This window comes from Streptomyces sp. NPDC091271, from assembly GCF_044757505.1.
Taxonomy (GTDB): domain Bacteria; phylum Actinomycetota; class Actinomycetes; order Streptomycetales; family Streptomycetaceae; genus Streptomyces.
Genome location: NZ_JBIVVD010000002.1, coordinates 1032189 through 1058633, shown reverse-complemented (window position 1 = coordinate 1058633; position 26445 = coordinate 1032189). Strand labels below are relative to the sequence as shown.

At 70.1% G+C, this 26445-nt stretch carries 25 protein-coding genes, 1 rRNA gene and 1 riboswitch; of the genes, 19 read left to right on the top strand and 7 right to left on the bottom strand.

Going from position 1 to position 26445, the window contains the following annotated elements; translation table 11 throughout:
- The 11 genes from rrf to ACIQM3_RS11775 all read left to right on the top strand — a co-directional run.
- Positions 1 to 93 (top strand): 5S ribosomal RNA (gene rrf / locus ACIQM3_RS11825); the annotation flags it as partial.
- A 146-nt stretch (positions 94 to 239) separates the two neighbouring features.
- The gene (locus ACIQM3_RS11820; RefSeq protein WP_401622327.1) at positions 240 to 848 is read left to right on the top strand and encodes a CDP-alcohol phosphatidyltransferase family protein; all 609 of its coding nucleotides are present in this window, start codon (positions 240 to 242) and stop codon (positions 846 to 848) included.
- Between the two features lie 113 nt (positions 849 to 961).
- Positions 962 to 3457 (top strand): sugar phosphate nucleotidyltransferase, encoded by a 2496-nt coding sequence (locus tag ACIQM3_RS11815; RefSeq protein ID WP_401622325.1) that lies wholly within the window; start codon positions 962 to 964, stop codon positions 3455 to 3457.
- A 97-nt stretch (positions 3458 to 3554) separates the two neighbouring features.
- Positions 3555 to 4475 carry a DUF881 domain-containing protein gene (locus tag ACIQM3_RS11810; protein ID WP_401622322.1) on the top strand — a complete coding sequence of 307 codons (921 nt, stop codon included), beginning with the start codon at positions 3555 to 3557 and terminating at the stop codon, positions 4473 to 4475.
- Positions 4472 to 4804, top strand: coding sequence for a small basic family protein (locus ACIQM3_RS11805; protein WP_003970459.1), 333 nt, complete (start codon positions 4472 to 4474; stop codon positions 4802 to 4804). Before ACIQM3_RS11810 ends, ACIQM3_RS11805 begins: the two co-directional genes overlap by 4 nt.
- 17 nt (positions 4805 to 4821) lie before the next feature.
- On the top strand, positions 4822 to 5691 hold the full coding sequence (locus ACIQM3_RS11800; RefSeq protein WP_401622319.1) for a DUF881 domain-containing protein: 870 nt from the start codon (positions 4822 to 4824) through the stop codon (positions 5689 to 5691).
- A 190-nt stretch (positions 5692 to 5881) separates the two neighbouring features.
- Positions 5882 to 6664 (top strand): FHA domain-containing protein, encoded by a 783-nt coding sequence (locus ACIQM3_RS11795; protein ID WP_401622316.1) that lies wholly within the window; start codon positions 5882 to 5884, stop codon positions 6662 to 6664.
- A gap of 42 nt (positions 6665 to 6706) precedes the next feature.
- Entirely contained in the window at positions 6707 to 7450 is a 744-nt protein-coding gene (locus tag ACIQM3_RS11790; protein ID WP_401622313.1) for a MerR family transcriptional regulator, read from the top strand.
- Between the two features lie 53 nt (positions 7451 to 7503).
- Positions 7504 to 7977 (top strand): bifunctional nuclease family protein, encoded by a 474-nt coding sequence (locus ACIQM3_RS11785; protein ID WP_006123076.1) that lies wholly within the window; start codon positions 7504 to 7506, stop codon positions 7975 to 7977.
- A gap of 167 nt (positions 7978 to 8144) precedes the next feature.
- Positions 8145 to 8762 carry a MerR family transcriptional regulator gene (locus tag ACIQM3_RS11780; RefSeq protein WP_401622310.1) on the top strand — a complete coding sequence of 206 codons (618 nt, stop codon included), beginning with the start codon at positions 8145 to 8147 and terminating at the stop codon, positions 8760 to 8762.
- Between the two features lie 75 nt (positions 8763 to 8837).
- Positions 8838 to 10313, top strand: a complete 1476-nt coding sequence (locus ACIQM3_RS11775) for a DNA polymerase IV (protein ID WP_401622307.1) — start codon at positions 8838 to 8840, stop codon at positions 10311 to 10313.
- Here ACIQM3_RS11775 and ACIQM3_RS11770 read toward each other — a convergent pair.
- Positions 10235 to 10606, bottom strand: coding sequence for a PRC-barrel domain-containing protein (locus tag ACIQM3_RS11770; RefSeq protein ID WP_401622304.1), 372 nt, complete (start codon positions 10604 to 10606; stop codon positions 10235 to 10237). The two genes, ACIQM3_RS11775 and ACIQM3_RS11770, sit on opposite strands and share 79 nt — an antisense overlap.
- A gap of 134 nt (positions 10607 to 10740) precedes the next feature.
- A riboswitch (glycine riboswitch) is annotated at positions 10741 to 10836 on the top strand.
- Positions 10837 to 11030: 194 nt separating this feature from the next.
- Here ACIQM3_RS11770 and gcvP point away from each other — a divergent pair.
- On the top strand, positions 11031 to 13916 hold the full coding sequence (gcvP, locus tag ACIQM3_RS11765; protein WP_401622301.1) for an aminomethyl-transferring glycine dehydrogenase: 2886 nt from the start codon (positions 11031 to 11033) through the stop codon (positions 13914 to 13916).
- 70 nt (positions 13917 to 13986) lie between these two features.
- On the opposite strand, the gene ACIQM3_RS11760 is transcribed toward gcvP, so the two are convergent.
- Positions 13987 to 14193, bottom strand: coding sequence for a DUF5999 family protein (locus tag ACIQM3_RS11760; RefSeq protein ID WP_103759919.1), 207 nt, complete (start codon positions 14191 to 14193; stop codon positions 13987 to 13989).
- Positions 14194 to 14482: 289 nt separating this feature from the next.
- Positions 14483 to 15097 carry a hypothetical protein gene (locus tag ACIQM3_RS11755; RefSeq protein WP_401622299.1) on the bottom strand — a complete coding sequence of 205 codons (615 nt, stop codon included), beginning with the start codon at positions 15095 to 15097 and terminating at the stop codon, positions 14483 to 14485.
- Positions 15098 to 15589: 492 nt separating this feature from the next.
- Between ACIQM3_RS11755 and ACIQM3_RS11750 the strand changes: the two genes are divergently transcribed.
- Together ACIQM3_RS11750 and ACIQM3_RS11745 are read left to right on the top strand one after the other, a co-directional pair.
- Positions 15590 to 17095 carry a glutamate-cysteine ligase family protein gene (locus ACIQM3_RS11750; protein WP_401622296.1) on the top strand — a complete coding sequence of 502 codons (1506 nt, stop codon included), beginning with the start codon at positions 15590 to 15592 and terminating at the stop codon, positions 17093 to 17095.
- Positions 17096 to 17174: 79 nt separating this feature from the next.
- A complete protein-coding gene (locus ACIQM3_RS11745; RefSeq protein ID WP_401622293.1) occupies positions 17175 to 17984 on the top strand; it encodes a CPBP family intramembrane glutamic endopeptidase in 810 nt (269 codons plus the stop codon).
- 22 nt (positions 17985 to 18006) lie between these two features.
- On the opposite strand, the gene ACIQM3_RS11740 is transcribed toward ACIQM3_RS11745, so the two are convergent.
- Both ACIQM3_RS11740 and ACIQM3_RS11735 read right to left on the bottom strand, forming a co-directional pair.
- A complete protein-coding gene (locus tag ACIQM3_RS11740; RefSeq protein WP_401622290.1) occupies positions 18007 to 18828 on the bottom strand; it encodes a PhzF family phenazine biosynthesis protein in 822 nt (273 codons plus the stop codon).
- A gap of 99 nt (positions 18829 to 18927) precedes the next feature.
- Positions 18928 to 19587 carry a class I SAM-dependent methyltransferase gene (locus tag ACIQM3_RS11735; RefSeq protein WP_401622287.1) on the bottom strand — a complete coding sequence of 220 codons (660 nt, stop codon included), beginning with the start codon at positions 19585 to 19587 and terminating at the stop codon, positions 18928 to 18930.
- Positions 19588 to 19730: 143 nt separating this feature from the next.
- Here ACIQM3_RS11735 and ACIQM3_RS11730 point away from each other — a divergent pair, with 143 nt between their 5' ends.
- The 4 genes from ACIQM3_RS11730 to ACIQM3_RS11715 all read left to right on the top strand — a co-directional run bounded on the left by ACIQM3_RS11730 (position 19731) and on the right by ACIQM3_RS11715 (position 23318).
- Positions 19731 to 20336 carry a PadR family transcriptional regulator gene (locus ACIQM3_RS11730; protein ID WP_401622284.1) on the top strand — a complete coding sequence of 202 codons (606 nt, stop codon included), beginning with the start codon at positions 19731 to 19733 and terminating at the stop codon, positions 20334 to 20336.
- Positions 20337 to 20569: 233 nt separating this feature from the next.
- A complete protein-coding gene (locus ACIQM3_RS11725; RefSeq protein ID WP_401622282.1) occupies positions 20570 to 21112 on the top strand; it encodes a Clp protease N-terminal domain-containing protein in 543 nt (180 codons plus the stop codon).
- Positions 21113 to 21179: 67 nt separating this feature from the next.
- Complete coding sequence (locus ACIQM3_RS11720) at positions 21180 to 22205, top strand: EamA family transporter (protein WP_401622280.1); 1026 nt, start codon at positions 21180 to 21182, stop codon at positions 22203 to 22205.
- A gap of 156 nt (positions 22206 to 22361) precedes the next feature.
- Positions 22362 to 23318 carry a DMT family transporter gene (locus tag ACIQM3_RS11715; protein WP_401622278.1) on the top strand — a complete coding sequence of 319 codons (957 nt, stop codon included), beginning with the start codon at positions 22362 to 22364 and terminating at the stop codon, positions 23316 to 23318.
- A 9-nt stretch (positions 23319 to 23327) separates the two neighbouring features.
- Here the strand turns inward: ACIQM3_RS11715 and ACIQM3_RS11710 are convergent, their stop codons facing one another.
- Positions 23328 to 24053 carry a pyridoxamine 5'-phosphate oxidase family protein gene (locus ACIQM3_RS11710; RefSeq protein ID WP_401622274.1) on the bottom strand — a complete coding sequence of 242 codons (726 nt, stop codon included), beginning with the start codon at positions 24051 to 24053 and terminating at the stop codon, positions 23328 to 23330.
- Positions 24054 to 24088: 35 nt separating this feature from the next.
- On the opposite strand from ACIQM3_RS11710, the gene ACIQM3_RS11705 reads away from it, so the two are divergent.
- Positions 24089 to 25420: an aminotransferase class I/II-fold pyridoxal phosphate-dependent enzyme gene (locus tag ACIQM3_RS11705; RefSeq protein ID WP_401622271.1), complete on the top strand. Its 1332-nt coding sequence runs from the start codon at positions 24089 to 24091 to the stop codon at positions 25418 to 25420.
- On the opposite strand, the gene ACIQM3_RS11700 is transcribed toward ACIQM3_RS11705, so the two are convergent.
- Positions 25407 to 26396 (bottom strand): DMT family transporter, encoded by a 990-nt coding sequence (locus tag ACIQM3_RS11700; RefSeq protein ID WP_401622269.1) that lies wholly within the window; start codon positions 26394 to 26396, stop codon positions 25407 to 25409. The genes ACIQM3_RS11705 and ACIQM3_RS11700 overlap by 14 nt on opposite strands.
- Positions 26397 to 26445 lie beyond the last annotated feature (49 nt).

Below are 26445 nucleotides of genomic sequence, written 5' to 3'. Positions count from 1 at the left end.
ACGCCCGGTTACATTCCGAACCCGGAAGCTAAGCCTTTCAGCGCCGATGGTACTGCAGGGGGGACCCTGTGGGAGAGTAGGACGCCGCCGAACAATTATTCCGGGAAAGCCCCGTGCCCTTGTGGCACGGGGCTTTTCTGCGTTCACAGCCACCCCTCGCACCCCTGTGCACCGGCCCTCGGAGACTGAGGGTAGGGTCAGGGGGCATCATTGGCACGTTCCTCACAGGAGGCCCCCGGGTGGAGGTCCAGGAGACTCGAGTTCAGACGGACCGAGTACTCACCATCCCCAACATCCTCAGCATGGCTCGCCTCGTCGGCGTACCGCTCTTCCTGTGGCTGATTCTTCGCCCCGTGTTCGGCGGGCCCAACAGCGACGGCTGGGCCCTGCTGGTCCTGATGCTGAGCGGTGTCAGCGACTACCTCGACGGCAAGCTCGCCCGCCGGTGGAACCAGATCAGCAGGCTCGGCCGGCTCCTGGACCCGGCTGCCGACCGCCTCTACATTCTGTCGACCCTCGTAGGGCTCACCTGGCGGGAGATCCTGCCGCTATGGCTGACCGCCGCGCTCCTCGCCCGTGAGCTGATGCTCCTCGTGATGGTGGGAATCCTTCGCCGGCACGGCTATCCGCCGCCCCAGGTGAACTTCCTAGGCAAAGCTGCAACGTTCAACCTGATGTACGCCTTCCCCTTGTTGCTGCTCAGCGACGGAAGTGGTTGGCTTGCTTCGCTGGGCACCATTTTCGGATGGGCGTTCGCTGGATGGGGTACAACCCTCTATTGGTGGGCAGGGATCCTATACGTGGTCCAGGTCCGCCGTCTGGTCAAGGCGGATCAAGTAGCCGATTAGCTCGTTGACGTGGTGCCGTGCAGAGTCGCCGGCCCGCACCGGACAGTTGTGGTGTTGCCCCGACGGGCGAAGTCGGCCAGACCGTCGTCTCTTTCGAGGAGGACGTTTCCGACATGAAGGCCGTCGTGATGGCAGGCGGTGAAGGCACCCGCCTTCGCCCCATGACCTCAAGCATGCCCAAGCCGCTCCTGCCCGTGGCCAATCGGCCGATCATGGAGCATGTGCTGCGGCTGCTCAAAAGGCATGGGCTCAATGAGACCGTGGTCACCGTCCAGTTTCTCGCTTCCCTCGTCAAGAATTACTTCGGCGACGGCGAGGAACTCGGGATGGAGCTCAGCTATGCCAACGAGGAGAAGCCACTCGGTACCGCGGGAAGCGTGAAGAACGCCGAGGAAGCTCTGAAGGACGACACCTTCCTGGTCATTTCCGGCGACGCCCTCACGGACTTCGACCTGACGGACCTGATCGCGTTCCACAAGGAAAAGGGCGCACTGGTCACGGTGTGCCTGACTCGGGTCCCGAACCCGCTGGAATTCGGGATCACGATCGTGGACGAAGACGGGAAGGTGGAGCGCTTCCTGGAGAAGCCGACCTGGGGCCAGGTCTTCTCGGACACGGTGAACACGGGCATCTACGTCATGGAGCCCGAGGTCTTCGACTACGTCCAGGCCGACACCTCCGTGGACTGGTCGGGTGACGTCTTCCCGCAGCTCATGAAGGAAGGCAAGCTGATCTGCGGCTATATCGCAGAGGGCTACTGGGAGGACGTGGGCACCCACGAAAGCTACGTGAAGGCCCAGGCCGACGTGCTGGAGCGCAAGGTCGACGTGGAGCTGGACGGCTTCGAGATCTCGCCCGGCGTCTGGGTGGCGGAAGGCGCAGAGGTCCATCCCGACGCGGTACTGCGGGGGCCGCTGTACATCGGTGACTACGCCAAGATCGAGGCAGGCGCCGAGATCCGTGAGCACACGGTCATCGGCTCGAATGTCGTCGTGAAATCCGGCGCCTTCCTTCACCGGGCCGTCGTGCACGACAACGTGTACATCGGTCAGCACAGCAATTTGCGCGGCTGCGTCATCGGTAAGAACACCGACATCATGCGTGCCTCGCGCATCGAGGACGGCGCCGTCATCGGCGACGAGTGCCTGGTCGGCGAAGAATCGATCATCCAGGGCAATGTCCGGGTGTATCCGTTCAAGACCATCGAAGCCGGCGCCTTCGTGAACACCTCGGTCATCTGGGAGTCGCGCGGACAGGCGCACCTCTTCGGCGCCCGCGGCGTCTCGGGGATCCTGAACGTGGAGATCACCCCGGAGCTCGCCGTCCGGCTCGCAGGCGCGTACGCGACGACCCTGAAGAAGGGCGCGACGGTCACGACCGCACGCGACCACTCCCGTGGTGCGCGCGCACTGAAGAGAGCGGTCATCTCGGCCCTCCAGGCCAGCGCGATCGATGTCCGGGACCTGGAGAACGTGCCGCTGCCGGTGGCCCGTCAGCAGACCGCACGGGGCAGTGCCGGCGGCATCATGATCCGTACGTCTCCGGGTGTGCCCGACTCGGTCGACATCATGTTCTTCGACGAGCGGGGAGCCGATCTCTCCCAGGCACGTCAGAAGAAGCTGGACCGCGTCTACGCCCGGCAGGAATTCCGCCGGGCCTTCCCCGGCGAGATCGGCGACCTCCACTTCCCGTCGAGCGTCTTCGACTCCTACACCGGCTCCCTGCTGCGCAACGTCGACACGAGCGGCATCGCCGACGCGGGCCTGAAGGTGGTCGTGGACGCGTCCAACGGTAGTGCCGGGCTTGTCCTGCCCAGCCTGCTCGGACGCCTCGGTGTGGACGCGCTGACGATCAACCCCGGGCTCGACGAGTCCCGCCCCACGGAGTCCGCCGAGTCGCGCCGGGCCGGGCTGGTGCGACTCGGCGAGATCGTGTCGTCCGCGCGGGCCGCCTTCGGCGTGCGGTTCGACCCTGTCGGTGAACGGCTTTCCCTCGTGGACGAGCGGGGCCGCATCATCGAGGACGACCGGGCGCTGCTGGTCATGCTCGACCTCGTGGCCGCCGAGCGCAGGAGCGGACGGGTCGCCCTGCCGGTGACCACCACCCGCGTCGCCGAACAGGTCGCCGCCTATCACGGTACGCAGGTGGAGTGGACGACCACGTCCCCTGACGACCTGACGCGCGTGGGCCGTGAGGACACCACGATCTTCGGCGGTGACGGCCGTGGCGGCTTCATCATCCCCGAGTTCAGCAGCGTCTTCGACGGTGCGGCGGCCTTCGTCAGGCTCATCGGCCTCGTGGCCAGGACACAGCTCACCCTCAGCCAGATCGATGCCCGTATCCCGCGTGCCCATGTGCTGCGCCGTGACCTCGCCACACCGTGGGCGGTCAAGGGGCTCGTCATGCGCCGGGTCGTGGAGGCGGCGGGGGAGCGCAGTGTCGACACCACCGACGGAGTCCGCGTGGTCGAGACCGACGGCCGCTGGGTGATGGTGCTGCCCGACCGTGCGGAAGCGGTGACGCACCTGTGGGCCGAGGGCCCGGACGACGCCTCGGCCCAGGCGCTGCTCGACGAATGGGCGGCGGTCGTGGACAGCGCGGGGGACTGAGCAGGCCACCGTGGGTCCGGAAGCCGTGTGCCGCGGCTACCGGACCCACGGTGGGGCCATTCGGCGGCAGCAGGCATGACGTGCGACGATGTGCGGCATGTCGCAGCCGCCCCCCGATCGGAGTAGCGCCCCGCCGCGTCCTCGCCCCGACGCGTCGATGTCGCTGCTGACCACCGTGATGGAACACAGCCTTGACGAGGGATACGCCGAGGCCTCCGCGCGTCGTCGGTCCGAGGGCCGGGACGGGCTGCCGCGCACGCTGAAGGCGAAGCTGGGACTTGCCGCCGGCCTGGTGCTGGCGGCCCTCGTGGTGACGCTCGGTGCCGCTGAGGCCCGGGTCGCGGCTCCAGTCGTGGCCAAGGAACGCGAGGAGCTCATCGACCGGGTGAACGCCGAGACCGCCACGGCGGACACGCTCGAGGCGGATGTCGACAAGCTGCGCAAGGACGTCGGCGAGCGGCAGCGCAAGGCACTTCAGGAGCACGGTGGGGACCAGGGCGGCCTGGTGGCGCTGCTGTCCGGGGCCACCCCCGTCGAAGGCCCCGGCATCAAGCTGGTCGTGGACGACGCCGAGGACACCGACCAGGGTGGTGGCGGTCCCCGTGAGTCCACCGGTTTCGCCGACACCGGGCGGGTACGCGACCGGGACATGCAGCGCGTGGTCAACGGTCTCTGGCAGTCCGGTGCCGAGGCGATCGCCATCAACGGGCAGCGGCTGACGGCCCTCTCGGCGATCCGTGCGGCGGGCGACGCCATACTGGTCGACAACAGGCCGCTCGTGCCGCCGTACACGGTGCAGGCGGTGGGGGACGGCAAGAAGCTCGTCACGGCCTTCCAGGACAGTGCGGACGGCCAGTATCTTCAGGCGCTGCACGAGAGCTTCGACATCCGCACCAGCATCTCCGAGCAGGAGAAGGTGCGCCTTCCGGCCGCGCCCAGCCTGATCGTACGTACAGCAGAGCCTCAGGCCGCAGACACGGGCAGTGGTGCGGCAGACACAGGGAAGGGCACATCGTGATCGCCGTACTGGGCCTCGTCGTGGGAGTCGTGGTCGGACTGTTGGTCCGGCCCGAAGTGCCGGCGGTGGTCGAGCCCTACCTGCCGATCGCCGTGGTCGCCGCGCTCGACGCCGTCTTCGGCGGACTGCGGGCCATGCTCGACGGGATCTTCGTGGACAAGGTCTTCGTGGTGTCGTTCCTGTCGAACGTCGTGGTGGCCGCGCTGATCGTCTTCCTCGGCGACAAACTGGGCGTCGGGGCCCAGCTCTCCACCGGTGTGGTGGTCGTGCTCGGCATCCGGATCTTCTCCAACGCCGCGGCCATCCGCCGGCACGTCTTCCGGGCGTGAGGTCGATGAGCAACGGGATGAGCGACGAACACAGCCAGGACGACGGGCGGCAGCCGGGCCACGCATACGAGCCCGGCAGCGGGGGACGCGCCGGTGCGCTCCCGCCGGAGGCGCCCGAAGCGCCCGAGCCCGGCCCCGCACCCTCTCCGCCGGCCGGGTCGGAGGAGACGTCGGGACGCCAGCGGCTGCGGGCAGGCCTCTGGCCGCCCAGGGTGAGCAGGGCCCAACTGATCGTGGCGCTCCTGCTGTTCGTCCTCGGTCTGGGCCTGGCCATCCAGGTCAGGTCGAACAGCGACAACAGCGCCCTGCGCGGGGCCCGCCAGGAGGACCTGGTCCGCATCCTCGACGAGCTCGACAACCGGACCCAGCGCCTCGAGGACGAGAAGCAGCGCCTCGACGACCAGCGCACGGAACTGGAGAACAGCTCCGACCAGGCGGAGGAGGCCCGAAAGCAGACGCTCGAGAAGGAGCGGCAGCTCGGTATCCTGGCAGGTACCGTCGCCGCGCACGGCCCCGGGATCACGCTGACCATCAGTGACCCGGCCGGCGCGGTGGAGGCCGACATGCTCCTCGACACCATCCAGGAGCTGCGCGCGGCGGGTGCCGAGGCCATCGAGATCAACGGCGTGCGGGTGGTGGCCAACACATACTTCTCCGGTGACGGGGGAGAGTTGAGAGTCGACGGCCGGAAGGTCGAGTCTCCCTACGAGTTCAAGGTCATCGGCAAGCCGCAGGACCTGGAGCCGGCCCTGAACATCCCGGGTGGTGTGGTGCAGACGCTCGAGAAGGAGCAGGCCACAGCGGAGGTGACGCGCGCCGACGACATCGTCGTGGACGCCTTGCGCCCCCCGAAGCAGCCTGATTACGCTCGGTCGTCGCCCCAGTGAGGCGGCGGTGCGCTGTAATCGAAGGACACGGGCGCCAGGTTGCGGGGGGTCGGCGCAACGGATCGGTGACGCGTGGTGGAAACTGTCGGGTGGATACGGACGTTGTGAGGATGTCCGGGTCGGCAGGTGTGTTCATTCAGGGTTCGTCCTGCCCCACGGGCGGGTCTATTTCGGTCAAGGGGAAACGCCCGTGAAGTTGTTTGCGAAGTTGTTCGGAAAGAGCGCCCGCGAGGACAGCAACAGCGCTGCCCGCCACCGCGCTCCGCGTCAGGGTGCCGAGGAGCAGGGTTCGGAGCGCCCGCTCTTCCGCGACGAGGTCCAGGGAGGCGCCGGCGGGTCCGGCGCGTCGTCCGTTGACCCCGGAAGTGCAGGGCGCATAGGTTTCGGGGAACCATCGACCTCCAGTACGGGTGGAGGGTTCGCCCCCGCTCCGGAAAGCTCGTCCATGCCGGTTTGTACGAGGTGCGGGCATCGCAATGCCGAGGCCAGCCGTTTCTGCTCCAACTGCGGTGCGCCGCTGAGGGGCGGAGTGCCCGAGCGTGCCTCGGAGACGACCTCGACCATCTCGATCTCCGGTATCGAGGCGTACGAGGCCGAGGCGACAGGCCAGACGGCCGTCCCGTCGCTCTCCCCGGAGGCCCAGGCCGCCGTGGACGCCCTGCCGACGGGTTCCGCGCTGCTGGTGGTGCGACGCGGCCCGAACTCCGGAAGCCGCTTCCTGCTGGACGGTGACCTGACGACGGCAGGCCGTCACCCGCAGAGCGACATCTTCCTCGACGATGTGACCGTGTCGCGGCGTCATGTGGAGTTCCACAGGAACCCGGACGGTAGTTTCACCGTGGGAGACGTCGGCAGCCTCAACGGCACCTATGTCAACCGCGAGCGCATCGATTCCGTCGCGCTGACCAACGGCGACGAAGTCCAGATCGGGAAGTACCGACTGGTCTTCTACGCGAGCCAGCGGGGCGTGTGACCCTCCCCCGGACAGTGTCCGGGGGGATCCCCAGGAAGGTCCATGCTGCGAACACCGACAGGCGGTGCCGGTCACGGCACCGCCGCCGCGGGCGAGCGCGCGATGAGCATCGGCACGGTGCTTCTGCAGCTGCGCGACGAATTTCCCGAAGTCACCATCTCCAAGATCCGCTTCCTGGAGACGGAGGGGCTCATCGAGCCCCAGCGGACGCCGTCGGGCTACCGGAAGTTCGGCCCCGCCGACGTCGAGCGGTTGGCACAGGTGCTGCGCATGCAGCGGGACCACTACCTGCCGCTCAAGGTCATCCGTGAGCACCTGGAGGCCCTCGCACGCGGTGAGCAGGCGGCACTGCCGCCCGGAGGGGCTTCGGGTGATCCCGCCGACGCCCTTCGGGACCAGGACCCGGGGCAGGCCACCGCCGCCCGTATCGGACGCTCCGAACTCCTGGCGGCCACCGAGGCGACCGAGGAGCAGCTCGACGAGTGGGAGGCGTACGGGCTGATCGTGCCCGCCGCCGGCGGGAGCTACGACGCCGAGGCGGTGAATGTGGCACGGCTGGTGGCGGACCTGGGCAGATTCGGTCTCGAACCTCGGCATCTGCGGGCGGTCAAGGCGGCCGCGGAGCGTGAGGCGGGGCTGGTCGAGCAGGTGGTCGCGCCGCTGCGCCGGCACCGGAATCCGCAGACCAGGGCACATGCGGAGGCCACCGCCAAGGAGCTCGCGGACCTCTCCGTCCGGCTCCACGCCGCGCTCGTGCAGAGCGCCCTGAAGGCCGTCTTCCACTGAGGGCGGAGGAGCCCGACTATCCAAACATGGCGGGCACGTCCTAGGGTTGCTGTGTGAACGAGCTCGACGTTGTGGGTGTCCGGGTGGAAATGCCCTCCAACCAACCGATCGTGCTCCTGCGTGAAGTGGGAGGCGACCGGTACCTCCCTATTTGGATCGGCCCTGGGGAAGCGACCGCGATCGCCTTCGCCCAGCAGGGCATGGCTCCGGCCAGGCCGCTGACCCATGATCTCTTCAAGGATGTGCTCGAGGCCGTCGGCCAGGAGCTCACCGAGGTCCGCATCACGGACCTGCGTGAAGGGGTTTTCTACGCGGAGCTGGTCTTTGCCAGCGGGGTCGAGGTGAGCGCGCGGCCGTCCGACGCCATAGCGCTCGCCCTGCGCACCGGCACGCCGATCTACGGCAGTGACGGGGTGCTGGACGACGCGGGTATCGCCATCCCGGACGAGCAGGAGGACGAGGTGGAGAAGTTCCGCGAGTTCCTCGACCAGATCTCGCCGGAGGACTTCGGCACCAACAGCCAGTGACCTTCCGCGGAGGCGGCGTCAGCGCATCCGACAAGCCGTTCCCGTAAATCAGTCACGGGAAACCACCCTCAGGGTGATTATCACTCGGCGTGCCGAGTGTGGCGATCGTTGACGCACCCCTGGTGACTGCCTACCTTCGAGGTGGCAGGTCAAGGACGGAGGTCGGCGTGAGAAGCAGCGGCGACGGTACGGCTGCGGGTGGGCCGTACCGGCAGCACGGCAGTGCGGCCGACCACTCCATCAGACAGCCGGTTCAGCCGGCTGTGGTGGCAGCGGACGGTGTGGGAGTGGCAGGGGACATCGGCTATCGGGGGCCGACAGCGTGCGCGGCGGCCGGGATCACCTACCGACAGCTTGACTACTGGGCGCGTACGGGGCTCGTGGAACCGAGCGTGCGTCCGGCGTACGGGTCGGGGACGCAGCGTCTCTACAGTTTCCGGGACGTGGTTCTCCTCAAGATCGTCAAACGGTTCCTGGACACGGGGGTCGCTCTGCAGAACATCCGGACCACCGTCCAGCACCTCAGGGCGCGTGGATTCACGGATCTCGAGCGGATGACCCTGATGAGCGACGGTGCGACGGTCTACGAGTGCTCATCGCCCGACGAGGTGGTGAATCTCCTCCAGGGCGGCCAGGGCATCTTCGGTATCGCCGTCGGTGTCGTCTGGCGGGATGTCGACGCGGCGCTGTCCCAGCTCCACGGGGAACGTGTCGACACGGGGGAGACCCTGATCGGCCACAACCCCGCCGATGAACTGGCGCGACGGCGCAATCGCGCGGGCTGAGTCACCGGGGCGGGACGGCGCGACGCGTGCGCCGGGTGGGGCGGTTGTCAGTGGCGTAGGGCAGCATCGGTCCATGTGAGAGCCGCGCCCACCATCCTGCATCTGGACATGGATGCCTTCTACGCCTCGGCCGAGCAGGCGTCGAAGCCCAGCCTGCGCGGCAAGCCGGTGGTGGTGGGCGGCCTGGGGATGCGCGGCGTGGTCGCCACCGCGTCGTACGAGGCGAGGCGTCTCGGCGTGCATTCGGCGATGCCGATGGCACAGGCGAGGCGCCTCGCGCCCAACGCGGCGTATCTGGTTCCGCGCTTCGCGCTCTACCGGACGGTGAGCGACCAGGTGATGGAGCTGCTCGGGCGGCTGTCACCGCTCGTCGAGCCGCTCAGCCTGGACGAGGCCTTCGTCGACCTCGAGGCCGGCGGGGTCGCCCACGACTCGGCGTCCGCGCGGGCGATCGGCGGACAGCTGCGCACGGTCATCAGAGCCGTCACCGGGCTCAGCGGTTCCGTCGGTCTGGCCGGCTCCAAGATGCTGGCCAAGATCGCATCCGAGGAGGCGAAACCGGACGGGCTGCTGCTGATCGAGCCCGGCACCGAGCGTGAGCTCCTGGCGCCCATGTCCGTACGCATCCTCCCGGGCGTGGGCCCCGCCACCGGTGACCATCTCCGGCGCGCCGGAATGACCCTCGTCAGCCACCTGGCGGAGGCGGGAGAGGCGGAGCTCGTGCGGCTGCTGGGCAAGGCGCACGGCGTCGCGCTCCACCGCATGGCGCAGGGTTACGACGACCGGCCCGTCGTCGCCGAGAGGGACGCCAAATCCGTATCGGTCGAGGACACCTTCGACGTGGACCTTCACGACCGGGTGCGCGTGAGGGCGGAGGTCGAGCGGCTCGCGGACCGGTGCGTGCAGCGGCTGCGGGGCGCGGGCCGGTCCGGGCGCACCGTCGTCCTCAAGGTGCGCCGTTACGACTTCTCGACGCTCACCAGGTCCGAGACACTGCGCGGCCCCACCGACGATCCCACGGTGGTCAGGGAGGCCGCTGCGCGGCTTCTGGAGGCCGTCGACACGACCGGCGGCGTCCGGCTGCTCGGAGTCGGTGTCACGGGGCTGGCGGACTTCACGCAGGAGGACCTCTTCGCGCAGGCCGCCGACGCGGAGCACGCCGCAGAGGAATCCGCGGCGGCGGCGGTCGCAGCCGACGCCGCGGCGGACGAGGGGCAGCGCACGGCGGAGGAGGGACCGGGAGGGGAGACCCGGGAGAGTGAGGAGCAACTGGCCGCGCGGCGCTGGCCGGCCGGGCACGATGTACGGCACGAGGTCCACGGGCACGGCTGGGTGCAGGGCAGCGGCGTCGGCCGGGTCACCGTGCGCTTCGAGGAACCGTGGACGCCGCCCGGCCGGGTGCGGACGTTCCGGGTCGATGATCCGCAGCTGCAGCCGGCCGATCCGCTGCGCCTGGTGCGGGACCCGGTGGACTACTCCTCGTGGCCGGCGAGCCTGCCGAAGTCCCTGTCAGGACCCGGGCCGGCAGAGGGGGAGGAGTCCAGTCCGTAATGGCGGTAGAGCTGCAGTTCCTGCTCGGGCGAGAGATGGCGGCCCACACCGAAGTCCGGCGCGTCCTTGATCAGGGCCCGTTCGAAGGGGATCACGAGAGCGCCGTCGACGAATTCGCTCGGCTCCAGCGGGACGAACGCGTCCCTGGTGAAGAGACCGGTGCGTACGGCGGCCCACTCGGGGACCCCGGTGGCGTCGTCGAGATAGACCTCGTCCACCGTTCCGATCTTGGCACCTTGGCGGTCGAAGGCCTTGCGGCCGATCAGGCTGCGCGGATCGATGTCGGTCTGCACGGTGCCTCCCACTGGTCACAACTGCATCAGGTGGTCGCGGCTGCTCCACCATCACTACGAAATGCCAGATCCGGGATGTCGGCCACTCGAGACGGGCCCGCCCCGGCCCCGCTGGTAGGCTGGGCCACGGCTGCTGACCCTGTGCGGGAGAGTCCTCCGGAGCGATTCGGAGGCGCCGAAGGAGCAACTCCTCCCCGGAATCTCTCAGGCCCCCGTACCGCACGGACGAGGTCACTCTGGAAAGCAGGGCGGGATCCGTACGGCACGTGCCGCGACGGTGACCGCCCTCACCGACGGTGAAAGCCGGTATGCCCCAGGGGCGTGCCGGTGAAGCTCTCAGGTCGAGATGACAGATGGGGAGGCCGTTCGGGCAGCCACGCCGTGGCGCCCCTCGCAGGTCGTGACAGACCAGGAGGCCTCCATCATGACCCCCCTTCGCACTCCGCTCTCCCAGCTGGAACAGGGCATTCCGTTCGAGCAGCGCCACATCGGGCCCGACGCCGAGGCCCAGGCGAAGATGCTGGCCCAGGTCGGCTACGGCTCCCTCGACGAGCTCACCGCCGCGGCGGTGCCCGACGTGATCCGGAGTGCCGAGGCGCTGAACCTCCCCGAGGCCCGTACGGAGGCCGAGGTCCTGGCCGAGCTGCGCAGCCTCGCCGACCGTAACCAGGTGCTCGCACCGATGATCGGGCTCGGCTACTACGGCACCTTCACCCCGCCGGTGATCCTGCGCAACGTCATGGAGAACCCTGCCTGGTACACGGCCTACACGCCGTACCAGCCGGAGATCTCCCAGGGGCGGCTCGAGGCCCTCCTGAACTTCCAGACCATGGTCGCCGACCTCACCGGGCTGCCGACCTCCGGCGCCTCGCTCCTCGACGAGGGCACCGCCGCTGCCGAGGCCATGGCCCTGGCACGGCGGGTCGGCAAGGTGAAGGGCGGCGTCTTCCTGGTCGACTCCGACACCCTGCCGCAGACCGTCGCCGTGATCCAGACCCGTGCCGAGCCGACCGGTGTAGAGGTGGTCGTCGCCGACCTCGGTGAGGGCATCCCCGCCGAGGTCGCCGAGCGGGGCGTCTTCGGCGTGCTGCTCCAGTACCCGGGCGCTTCCGGTGCCGTGCGCGACATCAAGCCCGTCATCGAGCAGGCGCACGAGCTGGGCGCGATCGTGTCCGTCGCCGCCGACCTGCTGGCCCTGACCCTGCTCACCTCGCCCGGCGAGCTGGGCGCGGACATCGCCGTGGGCACCACCCAGCGCTTCGGCGTCCCGATGGGCTTCGGCGGACCGCACGCCGGCTTCATGGCCGTACGTGAGAAGTTCGCCCGCAGCCTGCCCGGCCGCCTCGTCGGTGTCTCCGTCGACGCGGACGGCGACAAGGCCTACCGGCTGGCGCTGCAGACCCGCGAGCAGCACATCCGCCGCGAGAAGGCCACCAGCAACATCTGCACCGCCCAGGTGCTGCTCGCCGTCATGGCCGGCATGTACGCCGTCTACCACGGGCCCGAGGGACTGCGGACGATCGCCCGGCGTACCCACCGGTTCGCCGCCATCCTGGCCGAGGGGCTTCGGGCAGCCGGAACCGACGTCGTGCACGACGCGTACTTCGACACCCTCACCGTCCGCGTGCCGGGAGGAGCGGCCGGTGTGGTCGCCGCCGCCCGTGAGCGCGGGGTGAACCTGCGGCTCGTCGACGCCGACCATGTCTCCGTCGCCTGCGACGAGACCACGACCCGCACCCGGATCGCCGCCGTCTGGGCGGCCTTCGGTGCCGGCGGCGACATCGAGGCGCTGGACGCCGCGACGGCCGACGCGCTGCCCGAGGGGCTGCTGCGCAGCGACGACGTCCTCACCCACCCGGTCTTCCACCAGTACCGCTCCGAGACGGCGATGCTGCGCTACCTGCGTAAGCTCGCCGACCGCGACTACGCGCTGGACCGGGGCATGATCCCGCTCGGCTCCTGCACGATGAAGCTCAACGCGACCGCCGAGATGGAGTCGATCACCTGGCCCGAATTCGGTGCGCTGCACCCCTTCGCGCCGGCCGAGCAGGCGCAGGGCTTCCTCACCCTCATCCGGGAGCTGGAGGAGCGCCTCGCCGAGGTCACCGGGTACGACGCGGTCTCCATCCAGCCCAATGCTGGCTCGCAGGGCGAATTCGCCGGTCTGCTGGCCGTGCGCGCGTACCACCGGGCCAACGGGGACCACGGACGCACGGTCTGCCTGATTCCGTCCTCCGCGCACGGCACCAACGCCGCGAGCGCCGTGATGGCCGGGATGAAGGTCGTCGTGGTGAAGACCGCCGACGACGGCGAGGTCGACATAGAGGATCTCCGGGCCAAGATCGCGCAGCACCACGACGAGCTCGCCGTCCTCATGATCACCTACCCCTCCACGCACGGCGTCTTCGAGGAGCACGTCGCCGACATCTGCGGGGAGGTGCACGACGCCGGCGGCCAGGTGTACGTGGACGGTGCCAACCTCAACGCGCTGGTCGGGCTCGCCAAGCCGGGCCACTTCGGCGGTGACGTCTCCCACCTGAACCTGCACAAGACCTTCTGCATCCCGCACGGCGGCGGCGGCCCGGGCGTCGGCCCGGTCGGAGTACGCGCCCACCTGGCGCCGTACCTCCCGAACCACCCCCTCCAGCCCGCGGCGGGCCCCGAGACCGGCGTCGGGCCGATCTCGGCCGCTCCGTGGGGCTCGGCCGGTATCCTGCCGATCTCATGGGCGTACGTACGTCTCATGGGGGGCGAGGGCCTGAAGCGTGCGACGCAGGTCGCCGTACTCGCGGCCAACTACATCGCCAAGCGCCTCGAACCGCACTTCCCGGTCCTCTACAACGGCCCGGCCGGTCTGGTCGCGCACGAGTGCATCGTGGACCTGCGGCCGGTCTCCAAGGCGACCGGTGTCAGCATCGACGACATCGCCAAGCGGCTGATCGACTACGGCTTCCACTCGCCGACCATGTCGTTCCCGGTGGCCGGGACGCTGATGATCGAGCCGACGGAGAGCGAAAACCTCGCCGAGCTCGACCGGTTCTGCGACACGATGATCGCCATCCGTGGCGAGATCGACAAGGTCGCCTCCGGCGAGTGGAGCGGGGACGACAACCCGCTGCGCAACGCCCCGCACACGGCGGCGGCGCTCGGTGGCGAGTGGACGCACGCCTACACCCGCGAAGAGGCGGTCTTCCCGGCCGGCGTCACACCTTCGGACAAGTACTGGCCGCCGGTGCGCCGGATCGACGGTGCGTTCGGTGACCGCAACCTCGTCTGCTCCTGCCCGCCGCTGGACGAGTACGACCAGTAGGGATGCGGACACGCGTCGGGGCCGGTGCGGAGACTTCTCCGGGCCGGCCCCCGTGTTCCGTCGGCCGCGGTCAGGCGGCCTTCATCACCTGACCGCTCTTCAGCGGGCGGTGAGGGGCGATGATCTGCCCGTCGGGGAGCAGCTCGCCGGTGTCCTCGAAGAGCAGGACGCCGTTGCACAGCAGGCTCCAGCCCTGTTCCGGGTGGTGGGCCATCAGACGTGCGGCTTCCCGGTCGTTGGAGTCAGCGGTCGGACAGGGTGGCTGGTGCTGGCACATGGGTGGGTTCTTTCGCTGCGTCGATTCGAGTGTCCTGCGGCTGGACGATGTGTTCATGGCCGCCCCCGTATCAAGTCGGTCCGGTCCCAGTGTTGCCCTACGGACGTCTCTCCGCAGGGATTTCGCGGCAGCTGCTGTTCTCCTCCCACGACGCATCACCCGGCCGGACGGTTCTATCCAACTGGGCTGTCCGTTCGGATGGTTCGGGGTGACCTGACCGGACTAGTCCGGACGGGTGCCGACGCGCCCCCGCCGAGCGGTCTCGGCGGGGGCGCGTCGGTCAGGAGAGTCAGGCCGGTGACCCGAGGAGGCCGGGGAGTTCGGGAAGGTCCGGAAGAGGTGCCGGGGTGACACGCAGTGTCATGACCGGGAGCAGCTCCGCGACGTGGTGCGGACGGTGGGCCGTGATGCCCGGGGGAGCGGGTGCCAGGGGCACCAGCACATCGGTCGGAGCGAGCATGCCGCCGCCGGCGTCGGCCTCGATGTCGTGGTGCAGCCACAGCGTGAACATGTACAGCTCGGGCACCGACAGCAGACGCGGCTGGTAATGCGTCGTCGCCGACTCCGCCTGTCGTACGGCGAGTTCGGTGGAGACGATGTAGGGGCCCTCGAAGAAGTGCGAGAAGGTCCAGCCGTCGGCGGTGAGCATGGTGTCCGCGGCGGCGACGGCGCGCTCACCGCTGCGGATCAGGAAGCGCCAGCCGGCGAGGCGGGTGCGCGGTGCTGCGTCGTTCGGCACGATCCGGTCCAGTACATGGACGGGAAGCGGGAGTTCGGGGCTCAGCGATCCCTGGACGGACCGGAGAGCGGGCGTATGGGCCTCGCGGACTGCGGTGGGAGAACCGAGTGCCGCGAGAACGCTGCGGAGTGCGGGCGCTGGGGCCGGGGAAACATGCAGCGGCATAGTGGGTCGCCTCTCACTTCGGAGACACGGTGATGCGTGGGCGGGTGCAGACGGCGCTGTCGGCGTGCGGGGCCAGAGGAAGGCCGGTGACGGGGCGGACGGGCCGGTGCGTCAACTCTCTGCCTCGTTCGCAGAGTTTATACGACAAATGTTCACACGGTGTTTCGGCTAGCCGACCCGCATATTGCGCGCAAGGCGGAATCCGGACTTTGAATTGCACGGTTTCTATGGATTCGGGCCGCTCCCGACCCGAGTCGCCAGGTACTTTCCCGGTGCGGCGGTAGGCTGAAACACGTCGGCGTTTCAGCCGGGCAACCCGATCGGGCAAACTGCATATGCCCCATGCCTTCGGAATGTGCCTCCGGCTTCAGCCACCAGACTACTGGGTGCCGATCGGTCGTGGGGGCGTTACAGATCATCTCGTCGGGGCATTATCGATCGTGATACGAGCGGCCTGTGCCGCGGGCCGCCCACTCGAGGAGGGACCCTTCGATGGGCGAGAAGGTCGTGGCGGATGCCTTTGCCCTGTCCGATCGGCAGGCGTACCGCGAGAAGCTCACGCAGTGCCTGGCGGGGCTGGAGAGGCTCCTGTCGGAGCGGAGGTTCGATCGTCCCCGGAATCTCATGGGGCTGGAGATCGAGCTGAATCTCGCGGGATCGGACGGCATGCCGAGGATGCGGAATGCGGAGGTGCTCCAGCGCATCGCCAGCCGGGATTTCCAGACGGAACTGGGGATGTTCAACCTGGAAGTAAATATTCTTCCCCACCGGCTGAGCGGCCGGGTATTCGATCAGCTGGCCGAGGAGTTGCGTACGGGGCTCGCCTATGCCCACCGGAAGGCCGCGGAGGTCGACGCGGGGATCGTGATGATCGGCATCCTGCCGACCCTCGGCCGGGACGACGTGGTTTCGGCGAACCTCTCGGACGTCGACCGTTACACGCTCCTCAACGACCAGATGGCGGCCGCGCGCGGCGAGGAATTCGTCCTCGATATCGAAGGTGTCGAGCGATTGGTCTCGAGCTCCGCCTCGATCGCCCCCGAGTCGGCCTGCACCTCGGTGCAGTTGCACCTGCAGGTGACGCCGGACCGTTTCGCCGACGTCTGGAACGCGGCGCAGGCCATCGCGTCCGTGCAGATCGCACTCGGAGCCAACTCCCCTTTTCTGTTCGGCAAGGAGCTGTGGCGCGAGTCGAGGCCGCCGCTGTTCCAGCAGGCCACGGACGTGCGGCCGCCCGAACTGCGGAATCAGGGGGTACGCCCCAGGACCTGGTTCGGGGAGCGCTGGATCAGTTCGGCGTACGAGCTCTTCGAGGAGAACCTGCGCTACTACCCGCCCCTGCTGCCGATCTGCGACGAGGAGGATCCCCTGCGGGTCCTCGACGAGGGCGGTGTACCAGCCCTGGCCGAGCTCGTCCTGCACAACGGCACGGTCTACCGGTGGAACCGTCCGGTGTACGGGCTGGCCGACGGCGTGCCCCACCTGAGGGTGGAGAACCGCGTCCTGCCCGCCGGCCCCACGGTCGACGATGTGATCGCCAATGCCGCCTTCTACTACGGGCTGGTGCGCGCGCTCGCCGACGAATCCCGGCCGGTGTGGACCAAGCTGCCCTTCGAGGCGGCAGCCGAGAACTTCGACGCCGCCTGCCGCCACGGGATCGACGCCGAGCTGCTCTGGCCGCGCCCCGGCCGCTCCGGCGGCGTGGCGAAGGTGCCGGCCGTCAAGCTCGTACGGGACGAACTGCTGCCGCTCGCGGCCGCCGGGCTGGACGCGTGGAACATCGAGCGCTCGGACCGGGACCGCTACCTCGGTGTCATCGAGGAGCGCTGCAGGCTCAGGGTGAACGGCGCCTCCTGGCAGGTCGACACCTACCACCGCGCCCTGGACGCGGGACTCGAGCGGGAGGGCGCGCTGGCAGCCACCACCCGGCGCTACGGCGAGCTGATGCAGGTGGGTGAGCCGGTGCACACCTGGCCCATCGGCTTTCCCGCGCCCTGAGGAGACCGCCGCCCGGTGTCCCACCGCCCCGGCCCCGTCGGGCAAGCTATGACGACGCATGGCTGACGACGCATAGCTGATGGCAGGTGTACAGGTGGAGGCGGGGCGCGTGGCTGAATCCATTCCTCACGAGGAGGTGTCCCGGCGGATCCTCCGGTCGGAGACCCTCCTCGTGCTGGCTCTCTCACTCGGGGCCAGCGGGGTGTCCGCCCTGATCAGCTTCATCGGATCGCTGACGAAACCCGGAGGTCTCAAGGACCAGGCGGCGACGCTGAACGGCTCGTACGCCCCCGGGCGGCCCTGGCTGGACCTGGCATGGCAGCTGTTCGGTATCGCCTCCGCCCTGGTGCCGGTCGCGCTGGTGGCCCATCTGCTGCTCCGGGAGCGGGCGGGACTTCGGACCCTCGGTCTGGACCGCACCAGGCCCTGGCCGGACCTGGGCAGGGGGACCCTCGTCGCGGCGGGCATCGGCAGCGTGGGTCTGGCGTTCTACCTGGTGGCGCGGGCCGCGGGATTCAACCTGACCGTTGTGCCGGAGTCGCTGCCCGACGTGTGGTGGAAGTTCCCCGTACTGATCCTCTCCGCGGTGCAGAACTCCCTCGTGGAGGAAGTCATCGTCGTCGGCTATCTGCTCCGCCGGCTGGGGCAGTTGGGGTGGACGCCCATGGCCGCACTGGTGGCGAGTTCCGTGCTGCGCGGCTCGTACCACCTGTACCAGGGGATCGGCGGCTTCATCGGGAACATGGCCATGGGCGTCGTCTTCGTGCTGCTGTACAGGCGCTGGGGGCGGGTCGGTCCGCTGGTGGTCGCGCACGCCCTGCTCGACATCGGGGCGTTCGTCGGATACGCGCTGCTCGCCGGGAAGGTGGGCTGGCTGCCCACCCCGTGAGCGGGGACCCGCTCCGCCATGGTCAGAGCCCGGCCAGCAGTTCCCCGTCGATCACCGTGACCGCGCTGCCCGTCAGCAGCGTGCGCTCGCCGCGCAGGGAGGTGCGGACCAGGCCCGAGCGGGCGGAGGCCTGGAGGCCGGTGAGGTCGTCACGGCCGAGCCTGGCCGACCAGAAGGGCGCCAGTGCGGTGTGGGCGCTGCCGGTCACCGGATCCTCGTCGATGCCGACCCGGGGGAAGAAACCGCGCGAGACGAAGTCGTACGGCCCGGCGGGGTCCTCGGCCGCCGCCGTGGCGATGACGCCCCGCCCGGAACAGGAGGCGAGCGCGGGGAAGTCGGGCTTCAGGGCGCGTACGGCCGCCTCGTCGGCGAGCTCCACCAGGAGGTCGCCGATGTGCTTCCCCGTGTCGTGGAGGGAGAGAGGTGACGCGCCGAGTGCTTCCGCGAGCCCGGGCGGTTCGGTCGCTGGGGTGAGTGGCGCGGTCGGGAAGTCCAGTGTCAGGGTGCCGTCGTCATGTGCGGTCGTACGCAGGACACCGGAACGGGTGGCGTGGCGCAGCGTGCCGCTCGCCACTCCGGTCGTGTGCAGGACATGGGCGGCGGCGAGTGTCGCGTGCCCGCAGAGATCGACCTCGGTGGTGGGGGTGAACCAGCGCAGCGCCCAGTCGGCCTCGCCGCCCGGCGGCAGGGGGTGGAGGAACGCCGTCTCCGGGAGATTGACCTCGGAGGCGATCTGCTGGAGGCGGTCCGACTCGGGGAAGGTGCCGGAGTCCAGGATCACGACTCCGGCGGGGTTGCCGGCGAAGGGGCGGTCGGTGAACGCGTCGACGATGCGGATCTTCATGAAGCCGACCGTAGGCGGGGCCGTTCCGCGTGGTCCAAGGCCAATTGCGGATGCGCGGCCTCAGGGCGCCAGGGGCCGGGCGCCGCGCCCGTAACACGCTCAGGGCCCCTCGGGTTTCCGGGCGAAGAAGGTGCCTCCCGCCCTCTTCGACTCCTCGCCGGGCTCCTCCAGCAGGCGCGCGGTGACGACGAGTCCGGCCTGTTCCAGCAAGGCGGCGATCCTGTCCGGAGCCACCAGATGGGACTCGTAGGAGACCGGATGGCCTCCGTACGCCTGTGTCGGACGCAGGAGCTCGCCGGCTCCCACGTGGCCGGCCATCATCAGGTGTCCGCCGGGCGCGAGCGTGCGTTGGAATTCGGCGAACACGACGGGCAGCATCTCCGGTGGCGTGTGGTGGGTCGAGTAGTAGGCCAGGATGCCGCCGAGCTCGCCGTCCCCGACCGGCAGCGCGGTCATCGAGCCGACCGCGAAGTGCAGACCCGGAAAGTCCCGCCGGGCCAGCTCGATCATCTTCGGGGACACGTCGACGCCGAAGGCGGACAGCCCGAGGCCGGCCAGGTGCGCCGTGACCTTGCCGGGCCCGCATCCCAGATCCGCGACCGGCCCGTGCCCGGCCGTCCGGACTACCTCGGCGAACGCGGCCAGCATCGCGCGTGACAGCGGATCGAGCTCCGCGGGGGCTTTGACGCGTGTCGCGTACTCGGCGGCGACCGTGTCGTAGGACTCCCGGATCGCGGTGAGGTAGGAGGGCTCAGTCATGCGCGCGACCTTAGACCGTTCGGCACCTGGAGACGTCGCGATCCTCCATACGCTTGCCAGGCGATAGCTTCCGATATATCGTTGAGGCATCGCGACCGTTCAATGAAGAGTCGCGTGACACCGATGAAGAGAGGAGCGCAGTCATGCGTTCACATGGAGACGACCACGGACACAACCACGGTTACGGTCCCGGGCGCCGAGGCGCCGGCAGGGGAGACTTCGAAGGCCGCGCCGCCTTCGGCCCGTTCGGGCCGCCCTTCGGCGGCGGACCTTTCGGCGGCGGACGCGGCCGTGGAGGCGGCCGGGGGAGGGCCAGGCGCGGTGACGTACGCGCGTCCATCCTCGCGCTGCTCAAGGACCGCTCGATGCACGGTTACGAGATGATCCAGGAGATCGGCGAGCGCAGCGGAGGGGCCTGGAAGCCCAGCCCCGGCTCGGTGTACCCGACCCTCCAACTGCTGGAGGACGAGGGGCTGATCATCAGCGCCAGCGAGGGCGGCAAGAAGCTGTTCACCCTCACGGACCTAGGTCGCAGCGAGGCCGAGTCCGGCCCCGAGGCCCCCTGGGAAGAGGCGGGGCGCGGTGTCGACTGGGAAGGCGTCAACGAGATCCGGCAGGCCGGCTTCGGTCTGATGGAGGCGTTCGGTCAGGTCTGGAAGACCGGCTCGGCCGACCAGCGGCAGAAGGCCCTCACGGTCATCAACGACGCCCGTAAGAAGCTGTACCTGATCCTCGCCGACGAGAACTGAGCCGTGCGGTACGCGCAAGCGGAGAAGGGCCCCCGCCGCGGGGCCCTTCTTCCGTCCTCCGTACGGACCGGCATGTCCGCCGTACGCACCGGCGCACCCGCCGCCCTGCTGCCCGTGTGGCGCGATCTCATCCGTAAGTATGAGGAATCCCCCGGTGGTGCCCGCCTTTCGCGGGATGCCGGATGGGCCGCGCCGGGGATGTTTTCGCTCCCCGGGACTGATGGGGTGGAGATGTGCAGAACCGGACATCAGGGATCCCCGAACAAGCCGCACCGAACCACCCGTGGGCCGGCGCCGGGCTGAGCGCCGCGATGGCCGCCGTGGTGACGGGGGCGCGTCGGCGGGCGGTGCGCGACGGCGACCGCCACGTCGATACGGCCCACCTCCTGCACTCCCTCGTCGAGTCCGATCCCGAGGTCCGGCAGACCTTCGACGGCGGGCCGCAGCTGGCCCGGGTGCTCGGATATCTCGTTCAGCGCAGCATCGGATACGGCCTTCGCTGGCAGGGGACGCAGGAGGATTCGGGCATCTTCCCGGCCGTACGGGAACCCGCGGGCGAAGGGTGGTCGCCCTCGGCGGCAGCGGCCATGGACCGGGCCGTCCGGAGCGCGCTGCTGCGCGGAGAGCTCCACGCCGACGGGCTCGACCTGCTGGCGGCGCTGGCAACTGATCCCCGATGCCGTGCGGTCGAGGTGCTGGAGCGGGCCGGGGTCACGGTCGAGCGGCTGCGCGTCCGCGCGGCGGACCGTACGGCCGCGAAGGGCCCGCAGGGGTGATCATGAACACGCGGCGGACAGGTGTGACGGGGATGACGCTGCTGACGCCTGCTGCGATGATGTGCCGATGCACGCGACTCAGGGGAGAAGTGCCGGGCTGGGCTTGGCCCTTGTCTCGGCCTTCGCATTCGGTGGTTCAGGGGTTGCGGCCAAGCCGCTGATCGAGGCGGGCCTCGACCCGCTGCACGTGGTGTGGCTGCGGGTGACCGGCGCCGCAATCGTCATGCTGCCGGTCGCCTGGCGGCACCGGAATCTGGTGCGGGAGCGGCCCGTGCTGCTGGCCGGTTTCGGGCTGTTCGCCGTGGCCGGGGTACAGGCCTTCTACTTCGCCTCGATCTCACGCATCCCGGTCGGCGTCGCGCTCCTCATCGAGTATCTGGCGCCCGCCCTCGTCCTCGGCTGGGTGCGTTTCGTGCAGCGGCGGCCCGTCACCCGCGCCGCCGCGGCCGGTGTGGTGCTCGCGGTCGGCGGGCTCGCCTGTGTCGTCGAGGTGTGGGCCGGGTTGAGCTTCGACGCGGTCGGACTGCTGCTCGCCCTCGGCGCGGCGTGCTGCCAGGTGGGCTACTTCGTCCTGTCGGACCAGGGCGCCGGCCATGGCGGCACGGCGGACGCCGAACCTCCGCACCCCGTAGGCGTGATCGCGTACGGACTGCTGGCGGGCGCGGCCGTACTCACGGTGGTGGCGGGCCCCTGGGCGATGGACTGGGCGGTCCTCGGGGGGACCGCGGACATGGACGGGCACGAGGTGCCCGCCTGGCTGCTCCTCGGATGGATCGTGCTGCTCGCGACCGTGCTGGCCTACGCCACCGGTGTGGTGTCGGTACGACTGCTGTCGCCCCAGGTCGCGGGTGTCGTCGCCTGCCTGGAGGCGGTCATCGCCACCGTGCTCGCCTGGGTGCTGCTGGGTGAGCACCTCTCCGCGCCGCAGCTCGTGGGAGGCGGTGTGGTCCTGCTCGGTGCGTTGATCGCGCAGTCGTCCGCGCCCAAGCCGCCGTCAGGACCGGTGGCATCGGGGCCGGGACCGGGGGCGGCAGGGGCCCACGAGCCGGCCGGTTCCGGAAGTGAGTTGTCCCGGCCTCCGGCCTCCCCGTAGGGTGCCGATCATGCTGCTGACCGTACTTCCGCCTCCTGCCGCCTAGCGCGAGGCGGCCACTCCGGACGAAGACCGGGCTCGGGTACGCCCCGAGCGGTTCGTCGCTGCCCGCCCGCGGAGCCGAGCGACCACCACCCCCTTCTTCTGGAGAGTCACGTGTCCCACCCTGTTTCCGGCCTGCCCGTCGGGCGGAGCCTTGTCTATCTCGTCGTCGCCGGCCTCGCCTGGGGGACGGCGGGCGCGGCCGCCTCCATCCTCTTCCGGATCAGCGATCTCGGGCCGCTCGCCCTGTCGTTCTGGCGCTGCGTCGGCGGCCTCGCCCTGCTGGGCGGGGTGCTCGCACTGCGCCCCCGCCGTCCGCGTACCCCCGCCGAGCCGCGACGTCGGCGGCTGCTCCGCATCCTGGGGACCGGGATCGGCCTGGCCGTGTTCCAGAGCGCGTACTTCGCGGCGGTCGAGGTGACCGGCCTCGCGGTCGGAACCGTCGTCACGCTGGGCGCGGGCCCCGTCCTCATCGCGGTCGGCGCGCGGCTCACCATGGGGGAGCGGCTGGGCGGGGGCGGGCTCGCCGCGGTGGCGGGTGCGCTCACCGGCCTCGCCGTGCTGGTGCTCGGCGGCGAGCCGGCCGAAGTGCGGCCCGTCGGACTGCTGCTGGCCGTGCTGTCCGCCGCGGGGTACGCGGCGATCACGCTGCTCACCCGGTGGCTCGGCAGGGACGGTGCGGCAGGCGACTCCCTCTCCACCAGCGCGTGGGCGTTCGGCATCGGCGCCGTGGGTCTGCTGCCCATGGCGGCGGCCGAAGGCCTCGTGCCGCACGCCGTCGAGACGGGGCAGGTGCTGTGGCTGCTCGTCTACGTGGCGGCGGTGCCGACCGCACTCGCCTATGCGCTCTACTTCGCGGGCGCCGCGGTGGTCCGCTCGGCGACCGTTTCCGTGATCATGCTTCTCGAACCCGTGAGCGCCGCCGTCATCGCGGTGACCGTGCTGCGGGAGCGGCTCACCGCGGCCACGGTCATCGGCACGCTGCTCCTGCTCGCCGCCGTGGCGGGACTGGCCCTCTCCGAGACGCGTGGTGCTGCCGCCGCCCGCCGGCGGGCCGCCGTGGCGGCCTGACCGACGAGGTCATCGGGCGGCAGGCCGCCGCTCCGGAGGTCGGAGAGCGGTGAGGTAGTCCGGCACCCGGACCGACGGGTCCAGGTCGCCGGACGGCACCGGCGCCGCGTATCCGTGGTTCAGCGGAACCACCCCCGCCCAGTACGGCAGCGAGAGGTCCTCGGGGTCGTCGTTCGGCCCGCCGGTACGGGACTTGGCGGAGACCTCGTCGAGGTCCAGGCGGATCACCGCGGTCGCGGCGAGCTCCTTCGCGTCGGCGGGCCGGGAGTCCTTCGACCTGCCCGGCACGACCTGGTCGACGATGGCGTCGAGTGCGATGCGCCGCTCCTCCGGGTCGGTCACCGTACGGGCGATGCCGTGGACCACCACGGAGCGGTAGTTCATCGAGTGGTGGAAGGCCGAACGGGCCAGCACCAGGCCGTCCACATGCGTCACGGTCAGGCAGACGGCGAGACCCGGATCCGCCGCGCCCGTCGCGCGCAGCGGGCGTGATCCGGTCGAGCCGTGCACGTACAGCCGGTCGCCGACCCTGGCGAAGAGGGTCGGGAGGACGACGGGCGCGCCGTCGCGGACGAAGCCCAGGTGGCAGAGGTAGGCCGTGTCGAGTATCGAGTGGACCGTTTCGTGGTCGTACGAGGCGCGTTCCCTGGACCGGCTCGGGACCGTGCGGTCCGTCCGCTCGTAGGCGGCGGTCCCCGGGAGGCCGGTGCTGTCGGGCGTGGCGGTGTCCGGCATTGCGTACTCCATTGCACTAGTGCATACTAAAGTTTGTGCTAGGAGAGTATCGGATCAGTGGGCGGCGTGCATCCGACATTGCCGCGAGTGTGGAGCGAGGCGTTGCGTCGGGTGATCTCGCGCCAGGCCATGTCCTGCCGCCCATGCGGGAGTTGGCGACCCTGCTGGGGGTGAATCCGAATACGGTGGCCGCCGCCTATCGGACCCTTCGTGAGCGTGGAGTGATCGAGACGGCGGGACGCCGGGGCAGCCGGGTGCGACCGCGGCCCGCGAGCACGGCGCGTGGATCACTCCGCGTGGAGGCTCCTCCGGGCGTCCGTGACCTTGGTGACGGCAACCCCGACCCTGCCCTGCTGCCGGGCCTCGGGGAGGCGCTGGCCGCCGCCGCGGAGGCGTACGGCCGGGAGCCCGGTCTCTACGGGGACGCGGCGGTGGTCCCCCGCCTCGGGGACCTCGCGCGGGCGGGTCTGGACGTCGACGGTGTGCCCGCCGGGCAGGTGGCCGTCACCTCGGGATCCCTCGACGCGATCGAGCGTGTGCTCGCCGCGCACCTCAGGCCCGGTGACGCGGTGGCCGTCGAGGACCCGGGGTGGGGTGCGCTGCTGGATCTCGTCCCGGCGCTCGGGATGCGCGTCGTCCCGGTCGCCCTGGATGACGACGGCCCTCTGCCGGGCGAGGTGGAGCGAGCCCTGCGGGCCGGCGCCAGGGCCCTGGTGGTCACCGACCGGGCGCAGAACCCGACCGGTGCGGCGGTGGGCAGCCGGAGGGCCGCCGAGCTGCGGTCGGTTCTCGCGAAGCACCCCGGTGTGCTTCTGATCGAGGACGACCACGGCCACGCGATCGTCGACCTGCCGGTGCACCCACTCGCCGGCGTCACGGAGCGCTGGGCCTTCGTGCGGTCGGTCTCCAAGGCGTACGGCCCCGACCTGCGGCTCGCCGTGCTCACCGGGGACGGGCTCACCGTGGACCGTGTGACGGGGCGTCAGCGGCTGGGGCCCGGCTGGGTCAGCGGACTGCTGCAGCGGACCGTGGCGCACCTGTGGGCGACAGGGGCCGTCGACCCGGCAGTGGTCGCCCGCTCCTACGGGCAGCGCAGGGACGCGCTCGTACGGGCCCTGGGGGAGCGGGGGGTCGCGGCGTACGGGCGGACGGGGATGAATGTGTGGGTGCCCGTGAGCGACGAGACCGGTGCGGTGGCCCGGATGCTGCACTCGGGCTGGGCCGTGGCCCCGGGGGCTCGGTTCCGCATGACCTCGCCGCAAGGGGTGCGCCTGACCGTCTCGTCGTTGTCCGCCGCCGACATCGAGCCGCTGGCCGACGCGGTGGCGGCAGCGGTACCGCCCGCCCGCCCGGTCAGTTACGGCTGAGCGGACCGGCGGCAGGGGGTGCGCCGGCCGGCCCACGGGCCCGGCTCTGGGTGAGGGCCGCGCCCGCGAGGACCACGAGGGCGCCCACCGGGGTGTTCCAACCCAACTGCTCGCCGAGCAGGCTCACTCCGGCGGCCGTGGCGATCACGGGGATGAAGTAGGTGACCATCTGCGCCGTCGTGGGCCCGACTTCCTGGACTAGGCCGTACTGCAGGAGGACGGCGAGTCCGGTTCCGAGCGCTCCCAGGGCGACCACCGCGAGCGTGGGCAGCGGGGGGAAGTGTTCGGGAATCGAGGTGAACAGCGGCAGGACCGCGGCGAGTTGCACGGTACCGAGAAAGAGCTGGCTACCGGTCAGCGCGAGGGTGGAGGAGCCCGTCCCCGCCAGGGTGCGCCGGACGTAGATCCAGCCGACGGGATAGCTGAGCGAGGCCAGCAGGGCCATCGCCGTACCGGTCACGTCCAGGCCCGAGAAGCCCTGCCAGGCGCCGAGCACCGTCAGTACGCCGATGAAGCCCACGCCGAGCCCCGCGACCCGGCGGCGGGTGGGCCGGTCCTCGGAGAGCGCGACGAGGGAGAGTGCCATGCCCCACAGGGGCGAGGTCGCGTTGCAGATCCCGGCGAGGGTGGACGGGATGGTCAGCTCGGCGTACGCGAAGAGCGAGAACGGCAGGGCGTTGAGGAAGAATGCGGCGACGAACAGGTGACCCCAGGTCCGGCCGGAGCGGGGTAGCTTCTCGCGGCGCACCACCATCGCGACGGCGAGGACCGCGGTCCCGGCCAGCAGCCTGCCGAAGGTCACCTGGAACGGGGCGTACCCGTCTGTGCCGACCTTGATCAGCAGAAAGCTGAACCCCCAGATGAGCGACAGCGCCGCGAAGCGGACACGCCAGTCCAGGGCCCGTCGCCGCGTCGGGGGCGCGGGTGCGGAGACGCCGGAAGCGGACATGGTTCTCGGTGCGGTGGGAGCGCTCATGAGCCAACCATGCCGAGCGAAACCGCGTAGAACAAGTGAGACTTTGTTG

What these genes read in the sequence shown, in the direction of transcription:
- ACIQM3_RS11735 (WP_401622287.1), bottom strand. Translation starts at nt 19,587, where the DNA reads ATGACTGAGCCCTCCTACCTCACCGCGATCCGGGAGTCCTACGACACG.
- ACIQM3_RS11740 (WP_401622290.1), bottom strand. Translation starts at nt 18,828, where the DNA reads ATGAAGATCCGCATCGTCGACGCGTTCACCGACCGCCCCTTCGCCGGC.
- ACIQM3_RS11760 (WP_103759919.1), bottom strand. Translation starts at nt 14,193, where the DNA reads ATGTGCCAGCACCAGCCACCCTGTCCGACCGCTGACTCCAACGACCGG.
- ACIQM3_RS11750 (WP_401622296.1), top strand. Translation starts at nt 15,590, where the DNA reads ATGGGCGAGAAGGTCGTGGCGGATGCCTTTGCCCTGTCCGATCGGCAG.
- ACIQM3_RS11730 (WP_401622284.1), top strand. Translation starts at nt 19,731, where the DNA reads ATGCGTTCACATGGAGACGACCACGGACACAACCACGGTTACGGTCCC.
- ACIQM3_RS11815 (WP_401622325.1), top strand. Translation starts at nt 962, where the DNA reads ATGAAGGCCGTCGTGATGGCAGGCGGTGAAGGCACCCGCCTTCGCCCC.
- ACIQM3_RS11700 (WP_401622269.1), bottom strand. Translation starts at nt 26,396, where the DNA reads ATGAGCGCTCCCACCGCACCGAGAACCATGTCCGCTTCCGGCGTCTCC.
- ACIQM3_RS11755 (WP_401622299.1), bottom strand. Translation starts at nt 15,097, where the DNA reads ATGCCGCTGCATGTTTCCCCGGCCCCAGCGCCCGCACTCCGCAGCGTT.
- ACIQM3_RS11720 (WP_401622280.1), top strand. Translation starts at nt 21,180, where the DNA reads ATGCACGCGACTCAGGGGAGAAGTGCCGGGCTGGGCTTGGCCCTTGTC.
- ACIQM3_RS11790 (WP_401622313.1), top strand. Translation starts at nt 6,707, where the DNA reads ATGCTGCGAACACCGACAGGCGGTGCCGGTCACGGCACCGCCGCCGCG.
- ACIQM3_RS11800 (WP_401622319.1), top strand. Translation starts at nt 4,822, where the DNA reads ATGAGCGACGAACACAGCCAGGACGACGGGCGGCAGCCGGGCCACGCA.
- ACIQM3_RS11810 (WP_401622322.1), top strand. Translation starts at nt 3,555, where the DNA reads ATGTCGCAGCCGCCCCCCGATCGGAGTAGCGCCCCGCCGCGTCCTCGC.
- gcvP (WP_401622301.1), top strand. Translation starts at nt 11,031, where the DNA reads ATGACCCCCCTTCGCACTCCGCTCTCCCAGCTGGAACAGGGCATTCCG.
- ACIQM3_RS11745 (WP_401622293.1), top strand. Translation starts at nt 17,175, where the DNA reads ATGGCAGGTGTACAGGTGGAGGCGGGGCGCGTGGCTGAATCCATTCCT.
- ACIQM3_RS11710 (WP_401622274.1), bottom strand. Translation starts at nt 24,053, where the DNA reads ATGCCGGACACCGCCACGCCCGACAGCACCGGCCTCCCGGGGACCGCC.